At 47.9% G+C, this 22,208-nt stretch carries 24 protein-coding genes and 1 pseudogene; 16 read left to right on the top strand and 9 right to left on the bottom strand.

What is annotated here, in order from left to right; genetic code table 11:
* The first annotated feature begins 73 nt into the window (after positions 1 to 73).
* The 7 genes and pseudogenes from ACOTSW_RS03575 to ACOTSW_RS03545 all read left to right on the top strand — a co-directional run bounded on the left by ACOTSW_RS03575 (position 74) and on the right by ACOTSW_RS03545 (position 6,567).
* Positions 74 to 832, top strand: a complete 759-nt coding sequence (locus ACOTSW_RS03575) for a 3-hydroxyacyl-CoA dehydrogenase (RefSeq protein WP_186896748.1) — start codon at positions 74 to 76, stop codon at positions 830 to 832.
* Positions 833 to 1,069: 237 nt separating this feature from the next.
* On the top strand, positions 1,070 to 1,441 hold the full coding sequence (locus tag ACOTSW_RS03570; RefSeq protein ID WP_423681039.1) for a ribonuclease: 372 nt from the start codon (positions 1,070 to 1,072) through the stop codon (positions 1,439 to 1,441).
* 5 nt (positions 1,442 to 1,446) lie between these two features.
* A pseudogene (locus ACOTSW_RS03565) lies at positions 1,447 to 1,866 on the top strand (barstar family protein); the annotation flags it as partial.
* A gap of 90 nt (positions 1,867 to 1,956) precedes the next feature.
* Positions 1,957 to 2,562: a phosphoribosylglycinamide formyltransferase gene (gene purN, locus ACOTSW_RS03560; RefSeq protein WP_423681037.1), complete on the top strand. Its 606-nt coding sequence runs from the start codon at positions 1,957 to 1,959 to the stop codon at positions 2,560 to 2,562.
* Between the two features lie 41 nt (positions 2,563 to 2,603).
* Entirely contained in the window at positions 2,604 to 3,860 is a 1,257-nt protein-coding gene (locus tag ACOTSW_RS03555) for an RsmB/NOP family class I SAM-dependent RNA methyltransferase (protein WP_423681036.1), read from the top strand.
* Between the two features lie 57 nt (positions 3,861 to 3,917).
* Positions 3,918 to 5,234, top strand: coding sequence for a mechanosensitive ion channel family protein (locus ACOTSW_RS03550; RefSeq protein WP_423681035.1), 1,317 nt, complete (start codon positions 3,918 to 3,920; stop codon positions 5,232 to 5,234).
* A gap of 130 nt (positions 5,235 to 5,364) precedes the next feature.
* On the top strand, positions 5,365 to 6,567 hold the full coding sequence (locus tag ACOTSW_RS03545; RefSeq protein ID WP_423681034.1) for a DesA family fatty acid desaturase: 1,203 nt from the start codon (positions 5,365 to 5,367) through the stop codon (positions 6,565 to 6,567).
* Between the two features lie 145 nt (positions 6,568 to 6,712).
* Here the strand turns inward: ACOTSW_RS03545 and rpmG are convergent, their stop codons facing one another.
* The 3 genes from rpmG to radC form a co-directional block, all read right to left on the bottom strand.
* Positions 6,713 to 6,880 (bottom strand): 50S ribosomal protein L33, encoded by a 168-nt coding sequence (gene rpmG / locus ACOTSW_RS03540; protein ID WP_110257750.1) that lies wholly within the window; start codon positions 6,878 to 6,880, stop codon positions 6,713 to 6,715.
* A 25-nt stretch (positions 6,881 to 6,905) separates the two neighbouring features.
* Positions 6,906 to 7,142: a 50S ribosomal protein L28 gene (rpmB, locus tag ACOTSW_RS03535; RefSeq protein ID WP_162040513.1), complete on the bottom strand. Its 237-nt coding sequence runs from the start codon at positions 7,140 to 7,142 to the stop codon at positions 6,906 to 6,908.
* 124 nt (positions 7,143 to 7,266) lie between these two features.
* A complete protein-coding gene (radC, locus tag ACOTSW_RS03530; protein ID WP_423681033.1) occupies positions 7,267 to 7,941 on the bottom strand; it encodes a RadC family protein in 675 nt (224 codons plus the stop codon).
* Between the two features lie 86 nt (positions 7,942 to 8,027).
* Between radC and ACOTSW_RS03525 the strand changes: the two genes are divergently transcribed.
* The 6 genes from ACOTSW_RS03525 (at position 8,028) to ACOTSW_RS03500 (ending at position 13,568) form a co-directional block, all read left to right on the top strand.
* The gene (locus ACOTSW_RS03525; RefSeq protein ID WP_423681032.1) at positions 8,028 to 8,483 is read left to right on the top strand and encodes an FKBP-type peptidyl-prolyl cis-trans isomerase; all 456 of its coding nucleotides are present in this window, start codon (positions 8,028 to 8,030) and stop codon (positions 8,481 to 8,483) included.
* Positions 8,484 to 8,486: 3 nt separating this feature from the next.
* Positions 8,487 to 9,434, top strand: a complete 948-nt coding sequence (gene ispH / locus ACOTSW_RS03520) for a 4-hydroxy-3-methylbut-2-enyl diphosphate reductase (RefSeq protein ID WP_423681031.1) — start codon at positions 8,487 to 8,489, stop codon at positions 9,432 to 9,434.
* Positions 9,435 to 9,929: 495 nt separating this feature from the next.
* The gene (locus ACOTSW_RS03515) at positions 9,930 to 10,859 is read left to right on the top strand and encodes a branched-chain amino acid ABC transporter permease (protein ID WP_423681030.1); all 930 of its coding nucleotides are present in this window, start codon (positions 9,930 to 9,932) and stop codon (positions 10,857 to 10,859) included.
* 11 nt (positions 10,860 to 10,870) lie between these two features.
* Positions 10,871 to 12,061: an ABC transporter permease subunit gene (locus ACOTSW_RS03510; protein WP_423681029.1), complete on the top strand. Its 1,191-nt coding sequence runs from the start codon at positions 10,871 to 10,873 to the stop codon at positions 12,059 to 12,061.
* 11 nt (positions 12,062 to 12,072) lie between these two features.
* Positions 12,073 to 12,843: an ABC transporter ATP-binding protein gene (locus tag ACOTSW_RS03505; RefSeq protein WP_423681028.1), complete on the top strand. Its 771-nt coding sequence runs from the start codon at positions 12,073 to 12,075 to the stop codon at positions 12,841 to 12,843.
* A complete protein-coding gene (locus ACOTSW_RS03500; protein ID WP_423681027.1) occupies positions 12,843 to 13,568 on the top strand; it encodes an ABC transporter ATP-binding protein in 726 nt (241 codons plus the stop codon). Before ACOTSW_RS03505 ends, ACOTSW_RS03500 begins: the two co-directional genes overlap by 1 nt.
* Positions 13,569 to 13,658: 90 nt before the next feature.
* On the opposite strand, the gene ACOTSW_RS03495 is transcribed toward ACOTSW_RS03500, so the two are convergent.
* Complete coding sequence (locus tag ACOTSW_RS03495; protein WP_423681025.1) at positions 13,659 to 14,225, bottom strand: phasin family protein; 567 nt, start codon at positions 14,223 to 14,225, stop codon at positions 13,659 to 13,661.
* A gap of 346 nt (positions 14,226 to 14,571) precedes the next feature.
* Between ACOTSW_RS03495 and ACOTSW_RS03490 the strand changes: the two genes are divergently transcribed.
* The 3 genes from ACOTSW_RS03490 to pbpG all read left to right on the top strand — a co-directional run bounded on the left by ACOTSW_RS03490 (position 14,572) and on the right by pbpG (position 16,832).
* Positions 14,572 to 15,009 (top strand): acyl-CoA thioesterase, encoded by a 438-nt coding sequence (locus ACOTSW_RS03490; protein ID WP_423681024.1) that lies wholly within the window; start codon positions 14,572 to 14,574, stop codon positions 15,007 to 15,009.
* Complete coding sequence (locus ACOTSW_RS03485) at positions 15,009 to 15,704, top strand: nitroreductase (RefSeq protein WP_423682249.1); 696 nt, start codon at positions 15,009 to 15,011, stop codon at positions 15,702 to 15,704. The genes ACOTSW_RS03490 and ACOTSW_RS03485 overlap by 1 nt, the downstream gene beginning before the upstream one ends.
* Before the next feature lie 165 nt (positions 15,705 to 15,869).
* Entirely contained in the window at positions 15,870 to 16,832 is a 963-nt protein-coding gene (gene pbpG / locus ACOTSW_RS03480; RefSeq protein WP_423682248.1) for a D-alanyl-D-alanine endopeptidase, read from the top strand.
* Between the two features lie 125 nt (positions 16,833 to 16,957).
* Here the strand turns inward: pbpG and ACOTSW_RS03475 are convergent, their stop codons facing one another.
* The 5 genes from ACOTSW_RS03475 to ACOTSW_RS03455 are packed head-to-tail and all read right to left on the bottom strand — an operon-like array spanning position 16,958 to position 22,116.
* Complete coding sequence (locus ACOTSW_RS03475; protein WP_423681023.1) at positions 16,958 to 17,503, bottom strand: cytochrome b/b6 domain-containing protein; 546 nt, start codon at positions 17,501 to 17,503, stop codon at positions 16,958 to 16,960.
* Complete coding sequence (locus tag ACOTSW_RS03470; RefSeq protein ID WP_423681022.1) at positions 17,487 to 17,759, bottom strand: PepSY domain-containing protein; 273 nt, start codon at positions 17,757 to 17,759, stop codon at positions 17,487 to 17,489. The genes ACOTSW_RS03475 and ACOTSW_RS03470 overlap by 17 nt, the downstream gene beginning before the upstream one ends.
* Before the next feature lie 36 nt (positions 17,760 to 17,795).
* Positions 17,796 to 18,479 carry a Fe2+-dependent dioxygenase gene (locus ACOTSW_RS03465; protein ID WP_423681021.1) on the bottom strand — a complete coding sequence of 228 codons (684 nt, stop codon included), beginning with the start codon at positions 18,477 to 18,479 and terminating at the stop codon, positions 17,796 to 17,798.
* A 13-nt stretch (positions 18,480 to 18,492) separates the two neighbouring features.
* Positions 18,493 to 19,701: an alpha-hydroxy acid oxidase gene (locus tag ACOTSW_RS03460; protein WP_423681020.1), complete on the bottom strand. Its 1,209-nt coding sequence runs from the start codon at positions 19,699 to 19,701 to the stop codon at positions 18,493 to 18,495.
* Between the two features lie 45 nt (positions 19,702 to 19,746).
* Positions 19,747 to 22,116: a TonB-dependent receptor gene (locus tag ACOTSW_RS03455; RefSeq protein ID WP_423681019.1), complete on the bottom strand. Its 2,370-nt coding sequence runs from the start codon at positions 22,114 to 22,116 to the stop codon at positions 19,747 to 19,749.
* Positions 22,117 to 22,208: the final 92 nt, after the last annotated feature.

Genomic DNA, 22,208 nt, shown 5'->3' with positions numbered 1-22,208 from the left:
CCAATATCTGGTCAGATTTTCACATCAATAGCATTAGTTTGCTATTTCTTAACCAAAACGAAAGAGACAGAACATGCAAATCCAACATGGTGTTTTTATTATTACTGGTGGTGCTTCCGGCTTGGGTGCCGCGACGGCAAAGATGATTGCTGCCAATGGCGGTAAAGTTGTGCTGGCAGATGTGCAGGTGGACGCTGGCGAGAAACTGGCTGCAGAATTGGGCGGGATCTTCGTGAAGTGTGACGTGACTTCAGAAGCCGATGGCAAAGCGGTGGTCGAAGCCGCGACTGCTTTGGGTACTGTGCGTGGCTTGGTGAACTGTGCGGGCGTTGCGCCGGCGGTTAAAACTGTCGGTAAAGACGGACCACATCCACTCGACGTTTTTCAGCGTGTCGTCAATATTAATCTGATTGGCACGTTCAATATGTGTCGTCTGGCCGCTGATGCGATGGCAAAGACAGACGCGACAGAACAAGGCGAGCGCGGCGTGATTATTAATACTGCATCTGTCGCGGCGTATGACGGACAAATCGGTCAGGCCGCTTATGCATCCTCTAAAGCAGCGGTTGTTGGGCTGACTTTGCCGATGGCGCGTGATTTATCCCGCAGTGGGATTCGTGTTATGACGATTGCACCGGGTATTTTTGAAACACCGATGTTGCTGGGCATGCCGCAAGAAGTGCAGGATGCGTTAGGAAAAATGGTGCCATTCCCACCCCGCCTCGGTAAGCCGGAAGAATATGCACATTTATCCAAAACGATTATTGAAAACGTGATGCTGAACGGCGAAACTATCCGCCTGGATGGCGCTATCCGCATGCAGCCAAAATAATGGCTTGTCGGGTCATAATTGTTATTTTAGTGCGGATCCCGCAGTTAATCTGATAACAATTCTGGTCAGACAGGTACAGTAGGGCAAACCTTTGTTTGCCCTTTTTTTATTTTTCAGCCGATCTGCCATATTTCTGACAGAGCTGCCGGCTAAGAATGCGGGTTGATACATGACGAGCAAAACGTTAATCTACGGTTTCGTTGATAGTTTGCATAATGCTAAACAAATGAGTGATTAATGAGAAATTTCCGATTTTTTCGTCAGTACTTCCTCTTTCTGGCAATCGCTTTACTTGCTTCTGTTGCGTTTGCCAAAGATAATATCGGCATCGTTTTCGTCAGCGAGCTTCCGCGTGAGGCGCAGATAACCCTGGCCCTGATTAAACAAGGCGGCCCGTTTCCATACGACAAAGATGGCGTTGTTTTTGGTAACTATGAGTCCAGACTCCCAAAACAAAAGCGCGGGTATTATCACGAATACACAGTGAAAACTCCGAAAGCCCGTAATCGCGGGGCTCGCCGCATTATCACAGGCGGAATACCGGCTCAATCCGGAGAGTACTACTATACCGATGACCATTACGAAAGTTTCCGGCGTATCAGAGAATAATTATGATCTCATCACCTGAGGGAGAAATGGATTTGTTAGCAACAGTGGCGCCGAACGTCGTGCAGTCGATACGGGCTTTTCGTGTACCGGATCTGCAGGCAGAAGCAGTGCATCTGGGACAGCATTTTTTGTATGCTTACTGTCTGGACGCCACGACTAAACAGCAAGTGCTGGGGAAAATTGCCGCGTCTTTTGGTTTTCCTAAGCATTTCGGAAAAAATTTTGACGCTTTGTATGATTGCCTGACAGACATGATTCATCAGGCTGGTCCTCAGCCCGGATTTGTTATCGTTCTTGAGCAATTGCCGAATACACCGAAATTCGATAAAGAAGCGCGTGAAATTTTATTAGATGTGTTTCGTGATGCAGCCGAATTCTGGGCAGAAAAAAAAGTTGCTTTCCGGGTATTTTATTCATTTGAATAGTCATGCTGACGTTGCCATAATAAAAATGCCGGCGTTCATGACCGGCATTTTTATTTTGGAATCAGTGCCTTAGGGCGTTACAATGCCGCCATGAAAAAGATCGTTATTCTCATTTCTGGTCGCGGCAGTAATATGCGCGCCATAGTTGATGCCTGTATTTTACAAAAATGGCCAGCTCAGATTGCTGCCGTTATCAGTAACAAAGCCGACGCCAGTGGTCTGTCTTATGCAGCAGAGCTTGGTTTAGATACAGCCGTTGTCGTCAGTAAAGAATTTTCTTCGCGCGAAGCATTCGATCACGCACTGCAGCAGAAGATTGATGAATATTCTCCCGATCTGGTTGTTCTGGCGGGTTTTATGCGCATACTCACCCCTGCATTTGTCGAACATTATGCCGGTCGTCTGCTGAATATTCACCCATCATTGTTGCCGAGTTTTACTGGTCTTGCGACGCATCGTCAGGCGCTGGATGCCGGCGTCAAGGTGCACGGTGCAACGGTACATTTTGTGACGGCTGAGCTTGATCACGGACCTATCGTGGCACAGGCAGTTGTTCCGGTGAAAGCCGACGATACTGAAGAAAGTCTGGCGCAGCGCGTGCTCGAACAGGAGCATGTTATCTATCCACAGGCAGTGCGCAAGTTCGTGGAAAATAAAATCAATATTACTGGCCATATAGTTAAGGTCAGTGAATAAACAGGTCAATATTGACCGATACAGAAATTGAAGGAAGCAGTATGAGATTACCTCCCGCCATTACTGGCCACACAGAAGAAGTTTTACGCGAGATATTACGTTTTACCGGTCCAGCTGATGGTACTTTATCCCGTTATTTCCGCGAACATCCTCGCCTTGGTTCGCGCGAACGAGGCGTGATAGCGGAGGCAATATATGGTTTGTTGCGGAATAAATCGGTGTATACCAATTTTGCTGAATCTGGCTCTGGTTCTCCGATGCGACGCCTGACTTTACTCGGTCTCGCCGATGCTGTCGGCGTAGAATCACTAGGTGGACTGACAGAAGATGAAGCCAGTTGGTTAGAGCGTGTGATGCAGATTGATCGTTCACATCTGCCTGTCGCCATGAAAGCTAATTTACCGGCATGGCTATGGGATAAACTTAGCGAACGTTTTGGTGAGGATACAGCACTGACATTGGCGGAATCCCTGAATAAACCAGCTCCGCTTGATTTACGTGTGAATTCGATGAAGGCCAATCGAGATGATGTTGCAGCAGCTCTTGCAGAGGCTCCGATCATCGCCGAACCGACAGCATATGCGGGCACTTGTTTGCGGGTAAAGAAAAAACCGTCGATACAGAATTTACCCTTATTCAAAGATGGCACGATAGAAGTCCAGGATGAGGGTAGTCAGCTTCTGGCGCAACTACTCGGTGCACGTCGCGGTGAAATGGTCGCCGATTTCTGCGCAGGTGCCGGCGGTAAAACTTTGGCACTTGGCGCGATCATGCGCAATACAGGCCGCTTATACGCCTTTGATATTTCGGAGAAGCGTCTGGCGAAATTGAAACCTCGGCTTGCCCGCAGCGGTTTGTCGAACGTGCATCCGGTTGTGATCGCACATGAAAAAGATGCAAAAATTAAGCGACTGGCAGGCAAACTCGACCGTGTGCTGGTCGATGCTCCGTGTAGTGGTCTTGGAACTTTGCGCCGTAATCCGGACGTCAAATGGCGTCAGACAGCAGAAGGGGTAGCTGAGCTGAATGTAAAGCAAGCCTCTATTCTGGCGAGCGCCTCTCGTATGGTGAAGCCCGGTGGCCGCCTGGTGTATGCAACATGCAGTATTCTGGATGAGGAAAATGAGGCGATTGTTCAGGCCTTCATGGCGGAACATCCTGATTTCACCTTAGTTCCGGCGTCGAAAGTACTGGCTGAGCAGAAGATAGAACTGGAGATGGGCGATTATCTGAAGTTGTATCCGCATCTTCATCAGACCGATGGCTTCTTTGCCGCGGTATTAGAGCGCAATAAATAATTTGTTCCATCTCTCGTCCCCTTCGTTATACGCAGGGGACATTTTTATTTTTCCGATATGAGTGCACCATTACTTGCCAGCTTATTATCCGATCTGGCGACCGATTTTCGTGAGCCTCAGTTTTTTTGGCAAGTCGGGACCGTATTATGTTGTTTCGCGCTTGCCTGGGGAGCTTCACGCTTTCTCAAAAACAGCGTCGCGACTACGCATGAACGAGCCGCTTCGGGAGTTGTTCAGTTAGGTGTCGGCAGTTTTTCTCGCGTTCTCACCCCTGCGTTGACCTTATTGTTTTTACTGATTGGTAAGGCGATTTTAGGTCAATGGCAGCATACCAACCTGATTCAATTACTTTTTCCGGTTATCGGTTCACTGGCACTGATTCGCTTCGGGTTTTACGTCGTACGTAAGACTTTTGCGAGGGATGGAAGCATAGGTAAGTTTCTCGCTCTTTTTGAGAAGCTCTTTGCGGGCCTGGTCTGGATAGGTGTAGTTTTACATTTCAGCGGTTTGTGGCCTGATTTGCTGGAGGCAATGGAAAGCCTGGTTATCCCTGTCGGTAAGAATAAAATTTCTTTGCTGACGATTTTCCAGGCAAGTATCTCTGTTGCTATTACCTTGGTAGTTGCATTGTGGGCCAGCGCTTCACTCGAGTCTCGGCTGATGATGCTGCCAACTGTGCATACATCGTTAAAAGTTGTTCTTTCCCGCGTCGGACGAGCTCTGTTTATCCTCATTGCAATTTTGATGAGCTTAACGATTGTAGGTATCGATTTAACTGTTCTTTCGGTATTCGGTGGTGCACTGGGTGTCGGTCTTGGATTTGGTTTGCAGAAAATCGCCAGTAGTTATGTTTCGGGTTTTATTATTTTGCTGGATCGCAGCATGTCTATCGGGGACATGATTGCCGTAGATAAATTTAGTGGAAAAGTCACTCAGATTAATACCCGCTACACCGTTGTGCTGGGACCGGATGGTTCCGAATCAGTGATTCCGAATGAAATGCTGGTATCTACCCCGGTACAAAATTACTCCTTAACCAATAGTAAGGTGGCGATGTCGACAGATCTGACGGTTTCTTATCAGACTGATCTGGATGTTTTGCTGCCTCTCTTAGCCTCTGTGGTCGCTAAGGTTGCGCGGGTCGCACCGGATCCGGTGCCGTCTGCATCTCTGATCAGGTTTGGTGCTGATGGTTTTGAGCTCCGCGTAGGATTCTGGATATCAGATCCCGAGAACGGACGTGTCGGCGTACTGTCTGAGGTCAATCTGGCGATCTGGCAGCTCATTAAAGAGCACAATGTTGATTTGCCGTATCCTCAGAGAGTGGTGACCTTGATCCAGAACGAGTCCTCAGAGGTAGCAAAGTCAGAATGAGCTGCGCTTTTAATTGGGGTAGCTCTCTGAAAACGCGTACAATACCGATGTAACATACTACATATTTGTAGTGCAATATTTTTACAGCATAAGCTGAGAAGCAAGCGATAACAACGGAGTAAATGATATTTTGAGCACTTTTATTGAAACAGTAATTGATTTTCTGTCCAACGGCATTACCCGCGCTACTGGCTGGCAAATTTTCATCTTCACGGCAATCGTTACTCATATTACGATTGCCAGTGTCACAATTTTCCTTCATCGTTGTCAGGCGCACCGTGCTCTGGAGTTACACGCCATTCCCAGCCATTTTTTCCGTTTCTGGCTATGGCTGACGACTGGTCAGGTCACCAAAGAATGGGCCGCTATTCATCGCAAACATCACGCAAAATGTGAGACTGAAGAGGATCCGCATAGTCCGCAAACGCGAGGTATCAAGAAAGTGTTGTTCGAGGGCGCGGAACTATATCGTAGTGAATGTAAGAATCTTGAAACGATGCAGAAATACGGCCATGGCACACCTGACGATTGGCTTGAGAAGAATATCTACACCCGTTTTACAGGGCAAGGTATTGTATTAATGCTCATTATCGATTTTCTGCTGTTTGGCGTTATCGGTATTACTGTATGGGCTGTACAGATGGCCTGGATTCCGATTACAGCTGCAGGGATTATTAACGGCATTGGTCACTACTGGGGCTATCGTAACTACGATTGTGTGGATGCTTCGACAAATATATTTCCGCTGGGTATATTAATCGGCGGAGAAGAGCTGCACAATAACCACCATACGTTTGGTACTTCCGCGAAGTTATCGTCTAAATGGTATGAGTTTGATATCGGTTGGATGTATATCCGTATGATGGAAATCGTTGGCTGGGCAACTGTTAAAAAAGTTGCTCCGGAACCGAAGTTCGTCGAATTGAAATCATCAGTCGATATGGAAACCTTGCAAGCCGTCATTACTAATCGCTATGACGTGATGGCAAAGTATGCAAAATCTTTGCGTAAAACCTGGCACGATGAAGTCGTTTTATTACGTGAGAAAGCGCAATTTGAAGCTGCACGGTTGAAATTGACCAAAAAGTTGTTGCAGCGCGAACCCACCAAGTTGGAAGTATCTCAGAAACAGGCATTGTCAGAAGTGCTGGCACACAGCACGGTATTGCAGACGATGCACGATATGAGAGTAGAGTTGGGGCTGATCTGGGAACGTTCGACAGTCAGTCGTGAGCAGCTTGTACATCAGTTACAGGATTGGTGTCTGCGTGCGGAAGCATCTGGTATCCAGGCTTTGCATGATTTTTCCCGCCGGCTGCGTACCTACGCCTGATTGATTTCGTTGTAAGAAAAACGGCGTCACTAACGCCGTTTTTTTTTGTGAATAATCGATGGCGTTTCGAAAAAATGAAAACGAATAAACGAAAAAAAAACCTCGCATCGCGAGGTTTTTTTATTGCTACATAAGCAAACTAAAATTATTTAATTTTGGTTTCTTTGTAGATCACATGCTTACGTGCCTTAGGATCAAACTTCATGATCTCCATTTTTTCAGGCATCGTGCGCTTGTTTTTGGACGTTGTGTAGAAGTGACCTGTACCAGCAGTCGATTCCAGTTTGATTTTGTCGCGACCAGATTTAGCCATGATAATTTCCTAACAATAAATTAGCTTAAACTTTTTCGCCGCGAGCACGCAGGTCAGCCAAAACCGCATCAATACCGATTTTGTCAATGACGCGCAGACCAGCGTTAGATAAACGCAGAGAAACCCAGCGGTTCTCTGATTCTACGAAAAAGCGACGGTTTTGCAGGTTAGGCAAAAAGCGACGTTTTGTTTTGTTATTAGCGTGGGAAACGTTGTTGCCAACCATCGGCCCTTTCCCAGTTACTTGGCAGACACGTGCCATATTTAACTCCTTGATAGTTTCCGAAATTGGAAAAAATGAGAGTATAAACAAAATCTCATGAAATATCAACGACTTGCAAAAAACAATTGTGTCTTATTAAAAAAAATAATTTAACAATTTAAAATCAGAGTAAACCATGCTCTGCAAATGAGTAAACTTCAGGATTAGCGATAATAAAATGATCCAGAACTCTGATGTCAACCAGTTCCAGCGCTTGCTTCAGTGTTTGTGTCAGTCTTAAATCGGCGTCACTGGGCTCGCAGGAGCCAGATGGGTGATTGTGAGCGAGGATAATGGCTGCAGCATTGTGTTGTAAGGCGGTCTTAATCACTTCTCTCGGGTATACGCTGGCGTGATTGAGTGTGCCCCGAAATAATTCTTCGGATGTAATCAGTCTGTTTTTTGTATCGAGAAAGAGCACTGCAAATGATTCGTGTGCTTTGTTTCCGATTAACAGTTGCAGATAATGTTTGACTGCTTGCGGCGATGAGAGCGATGCGTTGCTTTGCAGCTCCTCATAAATCGATCGTCTGGCTAATTCAAGGACTGCCTGCAACTGCGCATATTTGGCACTTCCTAATCCATGAATAGCAGAGAACTCTGCAATGGTCGCATTAAATAATTTTGATAAAGAGCCAAAGCTATTGATCATTTCCCGTCCCAGATCCACAGCGCTTTTTCCGGCCACCCCTGTTCTTAAAAATACGGCCAGAAGCTCGGCATCTGATAAGGCGGAAGCGCCGAACTTAATCAGTCTTTCTCTCGGCCTCTGGTCTTCGGGCCATTCATTAATCGCCATAGTCAGGTCGCTCCAGGATTTTGAGAAAAGAATCGAACTACGAAAGCTGGCTTACAATAGAGACTTATTTGTGAAAGCCATTCATCATGACTACTACCGATACTCCCGTTGTTACCAAAGACGCTTATCTTACTTTGCATTACCGGCTTGCGACCTTAAATGGCGAAGACATTATCACTACATTTAAAGAGAGCCCCGCTACGTTGCAGATGGGAACTGGTCAGCTCGCACCGGAGCTCGAACTTTCCCTGATCGGTCTGGCAGAGGGCTCCCATGTCACGCAAGAGCTGCCGCCGGAAAAAGCGTTTGGTCCGCGTAACCCGGATCTGGTTCAGCGTGTATCTGCTGCTACTTTAAAAGAAAACTCCGCGCTTGGCGAACAATACGTTGTTGGCGATCTGGTGGATTTTGCCGCTCCGTCGGGTGGTCGTTTTGCCGGTGTCCTGCGCTCAGTGGATGAGCAGGGATACATTTTTGACTTTAACCATCCTCTTGCAGGACAGACTTTATTGTTTGAAACAAAAATCATCGGGATTTTGTAAGACATGGAAAAAGAGATTTTATTGGCCCAGCCCCGTGGTTTTTGTGCGGGAGTAGACCGTGCGATTGAAATCGTTGAGAGAGCATTGGAAAAGTTCGGTGCGCCGATTTATGTCAGGCATGAAATCGTTCACAACGCTTATGTCGTCAATGATTTAAAAGCCAAAGGAGCCATTTTTATTGAGCACCTGAGCGATGTTCCACATGGGAATACCCTGGTTTTTTCTGCGCACGGCGTATCTCAGGCTGTGCGTAAAGAGGCTCAGGAGCGAGGTGTACAGATTTTTGATGCGACCTGTCCTCTGGTTTCCAAGGTACATACCGAAGTCGTGAAAATGCGCGGCGAAGGACGTGAAATTATTATGATTGGGCATCAGGGACATCCTGAGGTCGAAGGCACTATGGGGCAGGCAGAGGGCGGGATGTATCTGGTTGAGACGGCAGATGATGTAGAGCAGTTGTCCGTTGCTGATCCTGATAAGCTGGCTTATGTCTCCCAGACGACCTTGTCTGTTGATGATACTGCTGAAATTATTGCGGCTTTAAAGAGACGCTTTCCATTGATCAGCGAACCCAAAAAAGGCGATATTTGCTATGCCACAACTAACCGGCAGGAGGCCGTGAAGTTCATGGCGCCGCAAGTCGATCTGGTACTTGTTGTTGGCAGTCCAAACAGTTCGAATTCCAACCGTTTGCGTGAAGTGGCTGAAAAAATAGGCGTGCCAGCGTTTATGGTGGACAACGCGGCCCAGATCAATCCAGTCTGGCTGGAGAACGTGGTGCGTATCGGTGTTACCGCCGGTGCATCTGCTCCGGAAGTATTGGTGGAAGAGGTGATTGCCAGATTGCGCGATCTTGGTGCGCGTAGCGTCCGGACTTTAGATGGGGTTGAGGAACATGTAACGTTTCCAATGCCAAAGGGACTCGGTGGCAATAAGGAAGCGGCACAATAGGAGGGTGTACTCACATAACAATTGAAAAATCTGTTTTTTTAAAATTTTCAATATTTTATTTAGCTAATTCGTATTTAAGATTACTTCACACATCAATACGGATATTTGCCAGATTGATCAAGTGTTTTCAGCCAGTATTGAATTTTGTGGAAAATACGTAGCATCGGGTGGTTTTTTTACCACTCGGATAGTGTGCCGCATCTGTATAATTCCGCCCACTTCAATGGCGTACTAAAGAAGTCTAAATATTAGAAAAACTTTTACAAAAAGTTGCAGAGGAGAATTGATCATGTGCATTACACGTACTATTGGCACTCTCGATATGATGACGCGCCTTTTCGGATAGCAAATTGTTAAAACACGAGCGGCCCCCTGATTAAAGGGAGCCGTTTTTTGTTAACAGGAATGATTTTTGCTGATTGCAGACTAGCTTATCCAGTTGTAAGTCGTCGTTTGGCTGAAATTCCGATTCGTTTATAAAGAGAGATGCAAAATATGGATACCTTTATCCAACAAATAATTAACGGGCTTGTTCTGGGCAGTATGTATGCTCTGGTTGCCCTGGGCTACACCATGGTCTATGGTGTGCTGAATCTGATTAACTTCGCCCATGGTGATGTGTTGATGGTCGGAGCGATGGCAGGGCTGAGTATTATCAAGCTATTACTGGTATATGCTCCTGAACTTCCCGGATTCGTCATGTTACTCATCGCAATTATTGGCGCCATTCCAGTCTGTATCGCCGTCAACCTGCTGATTGAGAGAGTGGCATACCGTCGTCTGCGCAATGCTCCTCGTCTGGCACCTTTGATCACGGCAATCGGTGTTTCACTTCTGGTGCAGACCTTTGCCATGATGATCTGGGGGCGTAGTCCTATCTCATTCCCATCCGTGATGCCGATAGTTCCCGTTGAGATTGGTGGCGCAGTGATTTCTCAAGTACAAATTCTGTTATTGGTACTCGCTACCGTGGCGATGATAGCGCTCGTGCTGCTGGTGGAAAAGACCAAAATGGGACGTGCAATGCGTGCAACTGCGGAGAATCCCAGAGTTGCCGGCTTAATGGGTGTCGATTCGAATAAAGTAATCGTAGCCACGTTTGCGATTGGTGCCGCTCTTGCTGCAATTGCCGGCGTGATGTGGGCAGCAAACTACTCGTCCGCGCAGTTTGCCATGGGCTTTGTTCCTGGCTTAAAAGCTTTTTCTGCTGCGGTCTTAGGTGGAATCGGTAATATTTACGGTGCGATGGTCGGTGGCATCATTCTTGGATTAATCGAAAGTATGGGGGCGGGCTATATCGGCGACCTGACCGGAGGCGTGCTCGGCAGTCAGTATCAGGATATTTTTGCTTTCATTGTTTTGATTATCGTTCTGACATTGCGACCATCTGGCATTATGGGTGAACGCGTTGCTGACCGTGCGTAAGGGGAAAGACGATGTCAACTATATTTGATGTAAAAGCTAATCCGAAGAAGGCTTACACCAGTTTTGCTGTGCTGGGATTGGTACTGGTTCTTTTCCCGTTTGTTGCGGCGAATTTTGGTAATTCTTGGGTTCGCATCATTGACTTTGCGCTGCTGTATATCATGCTGGCGCTGGGGCTGAATATTGTGGTCGGCTTTGCCGGACTACTGGATCTTGGCTATATTGCATTTTATGCAGTAGGTGCTTATCTGGCGGCATTGTTCGGATCCCCACAATTCGCGATTGTCCTTGAGTCTTTTGTCGAAAATTATCCGGCACTCGGGAATTTTCTGGTGACGCTGTTTGGTCCTGAAATTGCGCAAAAGGGCATTCATCTCTCTGTCTGGATCATTATTCCGTTTGCTGCGGTCATTGCGGGCTTCTTTGGTGCATTGCTTGGTGCGCCAACTTTAAAGCTGCGTGGCGATTACCTCGCAATTGTGACCCTGGGTTTTGGTGAAATTATCCGCATTTTCATGAACAACATGAATGCACCGGTCAACATCACGAACGGACCTCAGGGAATTAATATGATTGACCCGGTCAGTGTCTTCGGAGTGTCACTGGCGGGTGAGGCGGGCTCTAATGCAACAATTAACCTGGCTGGTTTCAGTATGCCATCGGTCAATGCCTACTATTTTCTGTTCTTGATTTTGTGTGTCGCGATTGTGATTGTATCGACACGTTTGCAGCATTCCCGTCTCGGCCGGGCGTGGGTGGCGATACGCGAAGACGAAATCGCAGCCAAAGCGATGGGCATTAATACACGTAATGTCAAATTACTGGCTTTTTCCATGGGCGCGTCGTTTGGCGGCATTTCCGGTGCGATGTTTGCTTCATTCCAGGGATTCGTCTCACCCGAGTCTTTCTCTCTGACTGAGTCAATGGTCATACTTGCGATGGTTGTGCTGGGCGGCATAGGGCATATTCCGGGTGTGATTCTGGGGGCGATTCTGATTGCCGCTTTGCCAGAAGTGTTACGGCACGTGGTTGAACCAGTACAAATATTGATATTCGGAAAAATCTGGATTGATGCTGAGGTGTTGCGTCAATTGTTATACGGTCTGGCAATGGTGGTTGTCATGTTGAATCGTCCGGCAGGTTTATGGCCAGCGCCAAAACATGAAGACAGAATGGCCAAAACGAATGACGCCGCGGCATAAGGAAAATCAATATGACTGAACAAACAATGTTGAAAATTGAGGGTGCGAACAAGCGTTTTGGTGGTTTGCAAGCATTGTCAAATGTAGGAATTGACATCAAGAAGGGGCAGATTTACGGTTTGATCGGCCCGAATGGTGCAGGTAAAACCACATTTTTTAATGTGATCACCGGTCTCTATCAGCCTGATTCCGGCAGTTTTGAGCTGGATGGTCAGCCTTATTCACCCTCGGCTCCGCATGAGGTTGCCAAGGCTGGGATTGCCCGTACGTTCCAGAATATCCGTCTGTTTGGCGAAATGACAGCGCTCGAAAACGTCATGGTCGGGCGTCATGTCCGCACAAAACAGAGCGTCTTTGGTGCGATATTTCAGCACGCTGCTGCACGTCAGGAAGAGGCTGCAATCCGTCGCCGGGCGCAGGAGTTGCTTGATTTCGTCGGTATTGGGCAGTTTGCCGGCCGTACCTCTAAGTTTCTTTCTTATGGAGATCAGCGCCGGCTTGAAATTGCACGCGCCTTGGCAACTGATCCGAAATTACTTGCTCTTGATGAGCCGGCTGCTGGTATGAATGCGACTGAAAAGCTCGCGCTCAGGGAACTGCTGGTGAAAATCAAGGCAGAAGGAAAGACTGTATTACTGATTGAGCATGATGTGAAATTGATGATGGGCCTGTGTGACCGTATTACCGTATTGGATTATGGCAAACCGATTGCAGAAGGTGTTCCCGCTGATATTCAGAAAAATCCTGCGGTAATCGAAGCATATTTGGGAGGGTCTCATTAATGGCCGAGAATATTTTAAAAATCAGTAATCTGAAGGTCGCTTACGGTGGTATTAAAGCCGTCAAAGGCATCGACCTTGAGGTGAATAAGGGCGAATTGATTACCCTGATTGGTGCGAATGGTGCGGGAAAAACCACAACATTAAAAGCAATCACAGGTACTTTACCCAGCTGTACAGTTGAGGGGGATATTCTTTATCTCGGTCAATCCATCAGGGGGAAAAATTCTTTCGAACTGGTGACCAGTCATCTGGCGATGGTGCCTGAGGGGCGCGGTGTCTTTACCCGCATGACGATTCACGAAAATCTGATGATGGGCGCTTTTACCAGAAATGATAAAGCAGGTATTGAAAGCGATATCGCTAAATGGTTCTCGATTTTCCCACGCCTCAAAGAGCGCTCTGCACAACTGGCAGGTACGCTTTCCGGCGGTGAGCAACAGATGCTGGCGATGGCAAGGGCATTAATGAGTCACCCTGAATTATTGTTGCTGGATGAGCCTTCGATGGGCTTGTCACCCATTATGGTTGAAAAGATTTTTGAAGTAATCAGAAATGTTTCTGCACAGGGTATTACGATTTTGCTGGTAGAACAAAATGCAAAATTAGCTCTGCAGGCAGCTCATCGCGGTTATGTGATGGAGTCGGGTACGATTACCATGAACGGGAACGCCAAAGATATGCTGAATGATCCTAAGGTTCAGGCAGCGTATTTAGGTGAAGCCTGATTGTTTTTTTGTAGCAAAAAGCCCCGGAAAATTCCGGGGCTTTTTCTTTCTGCGACAGAGAATGCGGACTGCAGAGGTGCAGGTGATAGTTTATTTCTTGGCAGTGCGGGGACTTACTTTTTCTGTTGCTTGCGAAATTTGTGCAACGGTATTGTTCATGTTTGCTTCTATTGCTTCCACGGCTTGTTTAGTCGTTTTACTTAATTGCTCGTAGCCGGAATTCATATTCGCGAAAGCCGTTTTAAAAAACGACACAAATTGTTCGGATCCGGCAGGCGCATTTTTCGATACTTCATCGAATAAGGCCTGAAATTTGCGATTGTTTTCTGTTATCTGTACTTCTGCTGCATGTGTTAATTCTGCTTGTGCGGCAGATGCAATTGATGTCAGATGACGGCTGTAATCGAGTAGATTTTCTGCACGTGGCTGTGCATGCGCGCTGCTCAGCGTAAAGAATTCCTGAGGGTCTTTTGCTGCCAGTAATTGCTTTGTGGTTGCTGCAGACGACTCGAATGAGCCCTTAATTGCGTTGAGGTTTAATTCCATCAGCTTTTCAAGGTTCTCGATGGTTTTGCCGCTCAGATTAGAGAACAAGGCGAGTTGCGCATCTAAGTTTGCTTTAGTTGCATTGGAAAGTTGTTCAGGTACGGAAAACATGATGATCTCCTGTTTAAAAGGGGGAATCAGACTGAGGGTGTTTTCAGCATTTATTGAAACAGAACAAATACAATCGATAAATGCAGTCGTTCATTAAATTTGTGCAATGCAGTAATAATTATATTATTTCATAGCGCTTAATCAAGTTTAATTGTGCAAATAATGCAATTTTTTAACGCTATGGTTTTTGGTGAAACACTGACTTTGAATGATGAGTCAGGAGAAATATCGGTTCTCAATCCCTAGTGTCTCTGGCCTGTATGACAGGGTCATGAATTTGTAGGCTTATGTTAGACTTTTATCTAGGACAACAAGCGGCCGTCTGAGCCGATGAAAAAGGGGACTGATGAAGATACAAGCGAAAAGTCGCAGCGACTTCCGCCATTTCCATGAAATAACCACACGCTGGATGGACAACGACGCGTATGGGCATGTGAATAATGTGGTGTATTACAGCTGGTTTGATACGGTGGTCAATGAATTTCTGATCAGCAATCGGGTACTTGATGTTGAAAAAAGTAATGTGATCGGGCTCGTGATAGAAACGCAATGCAATTATTTTTCTTCTGTCGCTTTTCCCGAAAAAGTAACGGCCGGTGTTTCTGTGAGTAAATTAGGGAATTCCAGCGTACGTTACGAATTGGGAATTTTCAAAGGCGATGAAACTGAAGCATGTGCTCAGGGACACTTTGTTCACGTATATGTGGACAGGGACAGCCGCAGGCCGGTTCCGCTCCCGGACGCTTTACGCATACTGTTGCAATCGATAAAAAGTGACTCATGATGATAACTTCCCCTTCCCAGCAAATTGTTGATCAGATCATTACTGAACGTCGTTCTATCCGCGCCTTTTTACCCGATACCATTGATCGCGAAGAAATACAGCGCATTCTTGAGGTCGCGTCACGTGCACCATCCGGAAGCAATACTCAGCCATGGAAGGTTTACGTGTTGACGGGGGAGAGCCTCACGCAGTTATCTGAAAAGATCCTGCATGCTCATCATCATCCTTCCGCGGACGAACCGCATACCGAGGAATACAATTATTACCCGGTAAAATGGATCAGTCCCTATCTTGAGCGGCGGCGCAAAGTCGGCTGGGATTTATATGCCTTACTCGGCCTTGCACGTGAGAATAAACAGGGCATGCATGCGCAGCATGGCAGGAATTATGCTTTCTTTGATGCGCCGGTGGGATTGATTTTCACCATTGATCGCGTAATGGAACAAGGCTCCTGGCTGGACTATGGCATGTTTTTACAAAATATTATGCTTGCTGCGAAAGCCCGTGGTCTGGACACTTGTCCTCAGGCGGCCTTTACTCAATACCATAAATTGATTCGTGAGCAACTGCAATTTCCTGAAAATGAAATGCTTGTTTGTGGCATGGCTCTGGGTTACGCGGATATGTCGAAAGTAGAAAATTCACTTGTAACTGAACGTGAGTCAGTATCTGCTTTCGTTAAGTTTTTAACATGATGTGTTGCTTCAAAAACTTGCGCTAAGTTATTAATTATCTTGCGATTTTTTTGATATTTGCTAAACTTCATCAAATTTTTGGCATATTTTATATAGGAGTTAGTGACAGTGAAATTTGCCCGTCAAGCTTTAATTCTCTCTTTGGTGAGCCTATTTCCCGCCACCATGTTATCCGCGCAGGCGAGTGAGCATAAACATACCCAGCACAAGAAACATGTTGTCCACAAAAAAGTGGTTAAAACAGCTTCTGCAAAACCGGCTAAACGTTATGTCGTTGTCAATGGTAAGCGTAAACTGGTGAATGAACGCGTGGCACAAGCTCCGATCGTGCCAGAAAAGCCCAGTGTTGGCGATACTGTAGGACTCAATCATTCACACGATCCTTTAGCCTTACAGTCAAACGTTGCCTATGTGGTTGATCAGGCGAGTTCTAAGGTCTTGTTTGAAAAAAATTCCAATGTGTCTTTGCCGATTGCCTCCATTACCAAACTCATGACGAGTCTGGTTGTGGTTGAGGCGAATCAGGATATGAACGAACTGATAGAAATTACGACAGAAGACATTGATAAGGAAAAGGGAACCGGTTCCCGTCTGAAGATAGGTGCGAAGCTGTCACGTTCGGACATGCTGCATATCGCCTTAATGAGTTCCGAAAACCGTGCGGCTTCGGCATTAGGACGCAATTATCCGGGTGGTCTGCCTGCCTTTGTTAATGCAATGAATGCAAAAGCGCGGCAACTGGGAATGTCGGAAACGCACTATGTCGATTCCAGTGGCTTGTCGAGTCAGAACCGAGCAAGCGCAAAGGATCTGGTTAAACTGGTTAATGCTGCTTATCAGCATCCTGTCATTCGCGAGTATTCAACCGACTCTAAATATGTGGTTAATCCGGGTGGTCGTCAGCTTGAGTATGGCACCTCAAATAAACTGGTTTCTAATCCTGCCTGGGAAATCGGCTTGCAAAAAACCGGGTATATCGCAGAGGCTGGCCGTTGCCTGGTGATGCAGGCGATGATAGAAGGCCGCGCGATTGTCATGGTATTTCTGGACTCAAAGGGCAAATACTCTCGACTGGCGGATGCAGGCCGTATCAAAAAATGGCTGGAAAGTGCTAAACCTCAAGTCTGAGCATCCTTCAGATCAATACTGATCTGACTACATCGGTAACGGCATCACCGCTTTCTTCTCGCTCCGGTGCTGCCGTCCCGTACTTTCTTTAATGTTTCCTGTCTGATTTTTCCGACCCTGTTGCGCTACTGAATATCGCCCTCGCAGGGTGGCGCTTTCTTACCAGTGAGCATTGCTGCAATCAGGTTTTCACGATGCTGCCAGCTGGTAAACGCGACACCGCAGATATGCAAAGCAATCAGTCCGATTAAGGTCCAGGCGATGGTGATGTGGATTAGCACTGGCCATGCGTAGCCCCAAAACATATCAGTGGTCGTTAGCCAGCCAGTGATAACGAGCAAACCGACACAGACCAGTAATGCAATGACCATCCACCCGCCCAGAGGATTGTGTCCCAGATAGCGGGCTGCGTTGCCACGCATTACTTCGCGCAGATACTGCAGCGTCTGCGGGGCAGGGCGAACGAATTGCCGGAAGCGGGCATAACGATTGCCAGTAAAACCCCACAGTAACCTTAGCAAAACGATCGCACCCGCACCGTAGCCAATATATTCGTGCGCTGAGCCGGTACGATGACTGGTTATCCATGCTGCTGCGATCGTTGCAACCAACAACCAGTGCAGCAGGCGTACAGGCAAATCCCAGACTTGCTGCTTAATTTTCTTCAACACGCTTGAATGTCACCGGATCAAAAAAAGCCTCGATGCGCTTGCCTTGCGGGTCTTTGGCATAGACTTCGTAGCAGCTTGAAGTCATTTCCATACGGCGTATGACCCAGCCTTCCTTGGTCAGTTTCTCCTGTAATTCTGTATGTGGTCGCCATTCCGATTTTGGCTGTGTCGTGCACTTCACGTTTCCGTGAGCAGAGGCGTAGCTGGCGGAGAATGCGAGCAGCAGAGGAATAAATTTTTTCATTGTTGATGTCATAAAAACTCCTTTATGAGGGTAATGTGAAACGGATATTCAGGTAATCGTCCAGCGGCGTAGCAAATTATGGTAGACGCCGGTCAGACTGAGCAAACGAGGATCGCTTGCAGCAATTGCGGGTGTCAGTTTTTGTATAGTCTGATCGAGGTCGAACAGCATCGCACGTTCGCCTTCGTCACGAACCAGACTTTCTATCCAAAAAAACGAAGCGACTCTGGCGCCCTCGGTAACTTGCATGACCCGATGCAGACTGGAAGATGGATACAACACCATATTGCCGGCTTCCAGTTTGACTGCCTGCACACCGAATTCCGTTTCGATCTCCAGCTCGCCGCCTTCATATTCATCCGGCTCGGCCAGAAATAATGTGGCTGATAAGTCGGTGCGCAGACTCAGATTTGTGCCGGGTATCTGCATGATCGCGCTGTCCACATGTGTGCCATAAGTGCCGCCGTCAGCATAGCGATTGAATTTTGGGGGATATATTTTGCGTGGTAATGCTGCCGATACGAACAGAGGATTATTCCCGAGCGAACGCAGAATATGATTGCCAAGGCTGATCGCAATTTCTGAATTATCGTCAATCTGCGCGTTACGTTTGACATTCCGCGCCAGGGTTCCGGCTGTTTTGGTACCGTCATTCCAGTCCGCTGTATCCAGATGGCGGCGGAATTGTTTTACTTCTTCCTTACTCAATACGTGATCAATAGTAATCAGCATAATTTCATCTCATTTATTCGTGACTGTTGTCGTGAGGAGGGCAATCCGTGGACGTGGCCGACGCGCCGCATCGCACTAACGCGCCGCGATTGATTTCTTTCAGTGTCGCGCAACCAGCCAGCGACATACATATTTCGAGTTCTTCGCACAGTAGCTTGATCATGTGGGCAACGCCCAGAGCACCAGCGACGCTCAGTGCGTACATTTGTAAGCGGCCTATGAGAACGGCATCTGCACCCAATGCCAGGGCTTTGAATATATCGCTGCCAGAGCGTATGCCGCTATCGAGCAACAAGGGAAAACTGCTACCGACGGCAGCACGAATGGCTGGCAGCGCATCGAGGCTGGCAGGGGCACCATCCAGACTACGCCCGCCGTGATTTGAGACGATGAGGCCAGCCACGCCCATGTTTTGCAGTGCGCGTGCATCGTCGGGATGTAACACACCTTTTACCCAGACCGGCAGCGATGTCTGGGCCATCAGCCACTCAAGATCTTTCCAGGTTGGCGCATCGCGCATGATGCCCTGAAAGACGCGGCTCTCCTCGGGACCGAGTGTGATGTTCTCAGGGGCAGCATGATTGCGCAGATTGGCCGCCAAACAGCTTTGTTGTATGCGAAAACCAGCGCGCTGGGCGCGCAAGCTGGCGGCTTGAATCGATGCGTCTAAAGTGACGACAACGGCGCTGAAGCCCGCATTGGCGGCTCTGTTGATGAGGTCCAGAGTGTCATTTTGTCGGGGCTGAAAATATAGCTGGAACCAGTGCGGCGAGCCGCCATTATTGGCGGCCGCAGAAATATCTTCCATGCGGACAGATGACAGCGTGCTGCTGACCATGCAACTGTGCATCGCCTGTGCGGCACGGGCAGTCTCTATTTCTCCGGCCGGATGGGCAAGCCGCTGAAATGCAACCGGTGCCATGAAAATCGGGTGGGGGAATGTTTGCTGACCCAGCGTCAGTCGGATATGCCCAGCGGTGACGTCACGCAGCAGACGAGGATAAATCGCCCATTGGGCGAATGCGTTCAGATTCGCCGCGACAGTGATGTCTCGACCGCAACCACCGGCAACATATTCATAGTGGGGGAGCGCCATGAATTGTTGCGCCAGACGCTCGTAATCCTGTGCGCAGCGTATGTCTGGTGGAATAGTGCTGAGCGGAGCTTGCGCCTGTGAGGTGGTATTGGTCATATCAGCAAATGTCGGGCAAGTGCCCGACATGGTATCTAACGTTATATTGCGTTGATAATGGTTTTTGCAGCGAGATTACATTTCATAGTTCAGCGTTAACCGGACTGCCCGGGCATCACCTTTGTACAGGAATGAACCGGAACGATAAACCGCTGTGTAATAGTCCTTGTTTGTCGCGTTTAACACATTCACGCGCAGATCCAGTTTTTTGGAAAAACGATAGGCCGCGAACACATCATAGACCGCAAATGACGGCACGGGTTGCGAGCAATAGCCAGTTGCAGTGTAACCAGCCGCAGTGTCTGGCTGACCACCACAACGGTCGCTTTCGTAGCGGGCAGTGGCACCGAACGAGAACGCGTTTGTCAACTGATACTTCGCTTGTGCAGAGAATGATTTTTCTGCGAAGTTACTTAAAGGGCGACCAATATTCGACGCGGTTGCTGAGTCCAGCACTTTCGAGCGGAGTATTGCCAGGCCGACTTGTGCTGACAATTTCTCAGTCACATCACCAGCGAGACCAAACTCAATCCCCTGTACACGATTTTTACCCGTGTTGAAAGTACCGATCGTGTCGTAATTGGCGCCTTCCATCACGTCCGATTTTTTAGTCTGGAATATCGCTGCCGTTGCGAGTAATTTGTCGTCAAACAGATTCCACTTGGCACCCAGTTCCAGATTGATCGAAGTTTCAGGTTTAGCACCAGCGATCTGATTTTGATACAGGACAGCACCACCGTAACCGCTGCTGGTACCGGCATCTGCTTCACCGCCGTTGATATCCTGTGCGCTTGCCACACTGCCGTAGACGATCAGTTTTGGCGTGACTTTATAGCTCAGACCGAGGTGACCGTTGACCAGCGTGTCGTTGTAGCTGTAGTCGCCAGTGATCGCTGCGGTTGTATTATTGCGGCGGATCAGTGACAGGTCAAAATAATCGGCACGCAAGCCACCAAATGCCGTGAAGCGATCCGTCAGATCAACGGTATCCATCGCCGTCAGTGCGATCGTTTTTACCTGCCAGTTCTGTGTCCAGCCCAGACGGGTTCCGTTACGACCAGCGAGTGTGTTCAGGTTGCTGACGGGAACGCCATTGCTATCAGTAAAGCAATAGCCGTTATTTGCACCGATACCTGCGGTTGTTTTGCAGTTAAATGCACCGGTGTTGCTGATGGCGAAGTTACCGGAAACCACTTTGTGATCTGTGTATTCTGCACCAAAGATGAATTCGTGCTTCAGACCCAGCAATTCTTTATCCCAGCGCAGATTACTTTGGTGCGCGAAGTAGTCAACGTCCTGCCAGCCGGTATGCCCGTTATCAAGCACGCCTGTCGTGTAAGCTTTACCAGTCGCGCCATCGTAGCGGGTTGCGCTGGATGCACCGGTCGTAACATAGGAATTACCTGATTTACCGTAACGTGTCAGGCTGTTGAGCGTGAGCGCCGGGGCGATTTTCCATTTGACTCGGGCGGTCAGCGTATCGACATCTGATTTGAGAAAATCATTGGCCTGCGCATATACCGGAACATTTTTTGCCGGAACGCGGTCAGGCACCGTGCCAACCAGATAGTAACCAAGATCCGGTGCTTTATCTTCGGTACGCAAACCATAGTAATCCAGCGTTACAAACAGATTTTCATTGGCTTCCCACAGTCCAGACAGAGCCACACCTTTACGATTTCGGTTCGATGGTGAGCGGTCTGGTATGCCTTCATCACCGTAGAGCACGTTGGCACGCAAAGCGAAATTATCACCAAAGCCTTTATTCACATCGGCGGTCACACGTTTCTGATTATCAGTACCTGCCCCGATAGACACTTTGGAGAAGTCCTTATCTAAAGTTGCCTGTTTTGTGATGGCATTGACCGCGCCACCAGCACTGCCGCGCCCGGCAAAACTGGAGCTTGGCCCCTTGGAGATTTCTAATTGTTCAATCGCGAAACTTTCGCGTGTCGTCATTCCGGGGTCGCGCAGACCATCAACGAAAACGTCACTACGCGCTTCCTGACCGCGGATGATATAGCGGTCGCCGAAGGCGTTACCATTTTCACCGGTACCGAGGGTAATGCCGGGCTGTGCATTCAGAATCTGTTTCAGCTCAGTCAGACCGGAATCATCGATAGCTGCTTTAGTAATGACAGAAATGGTCTGTGGTGTCTCTGCCAGCGGGCGAGTATGACGGGAGTCACCAGACGTTTTTGCCTTGTAAGGCACGCCAGATTCTGCATTCGGGTTCGGATCCAGCGCTTTGCCATAAATCTGTACTTCTGGCAGTACCTGCATTTTGTCATCTGCAGGTTTTGCCGGGGTTGTCTGCGCCATCGCTACTAAAGGAATAAACATCGCGCTGGAAATGCCCATGGCAATGCTGGTTTTGTTCACGGAGGTGAACTTCGTGTCATTGGTGCGTAGGCTATCTGGCTGGCGCGTTTGTTTACGTTTCAAGATGTACTCCCAAGTGGTGTTGAAGATTTGAGCGTAGTGTAAACAAGATTTTAGTTAATGTAAATAGGAATTAATCTCATTTGCATTGGTGT

The organism is Undibacterium sp. WLHG33 (genome assembly GCF_049544815.1).
Lineage (GTDB): Bacteria > Pseudomonadota > Gammaproteobacteria > Burkholderiales > Burkholderiaceae_D > Undibacterium.
This window is presented reverse-complemented; position numbering and strand designations above follow the sequence as displayed.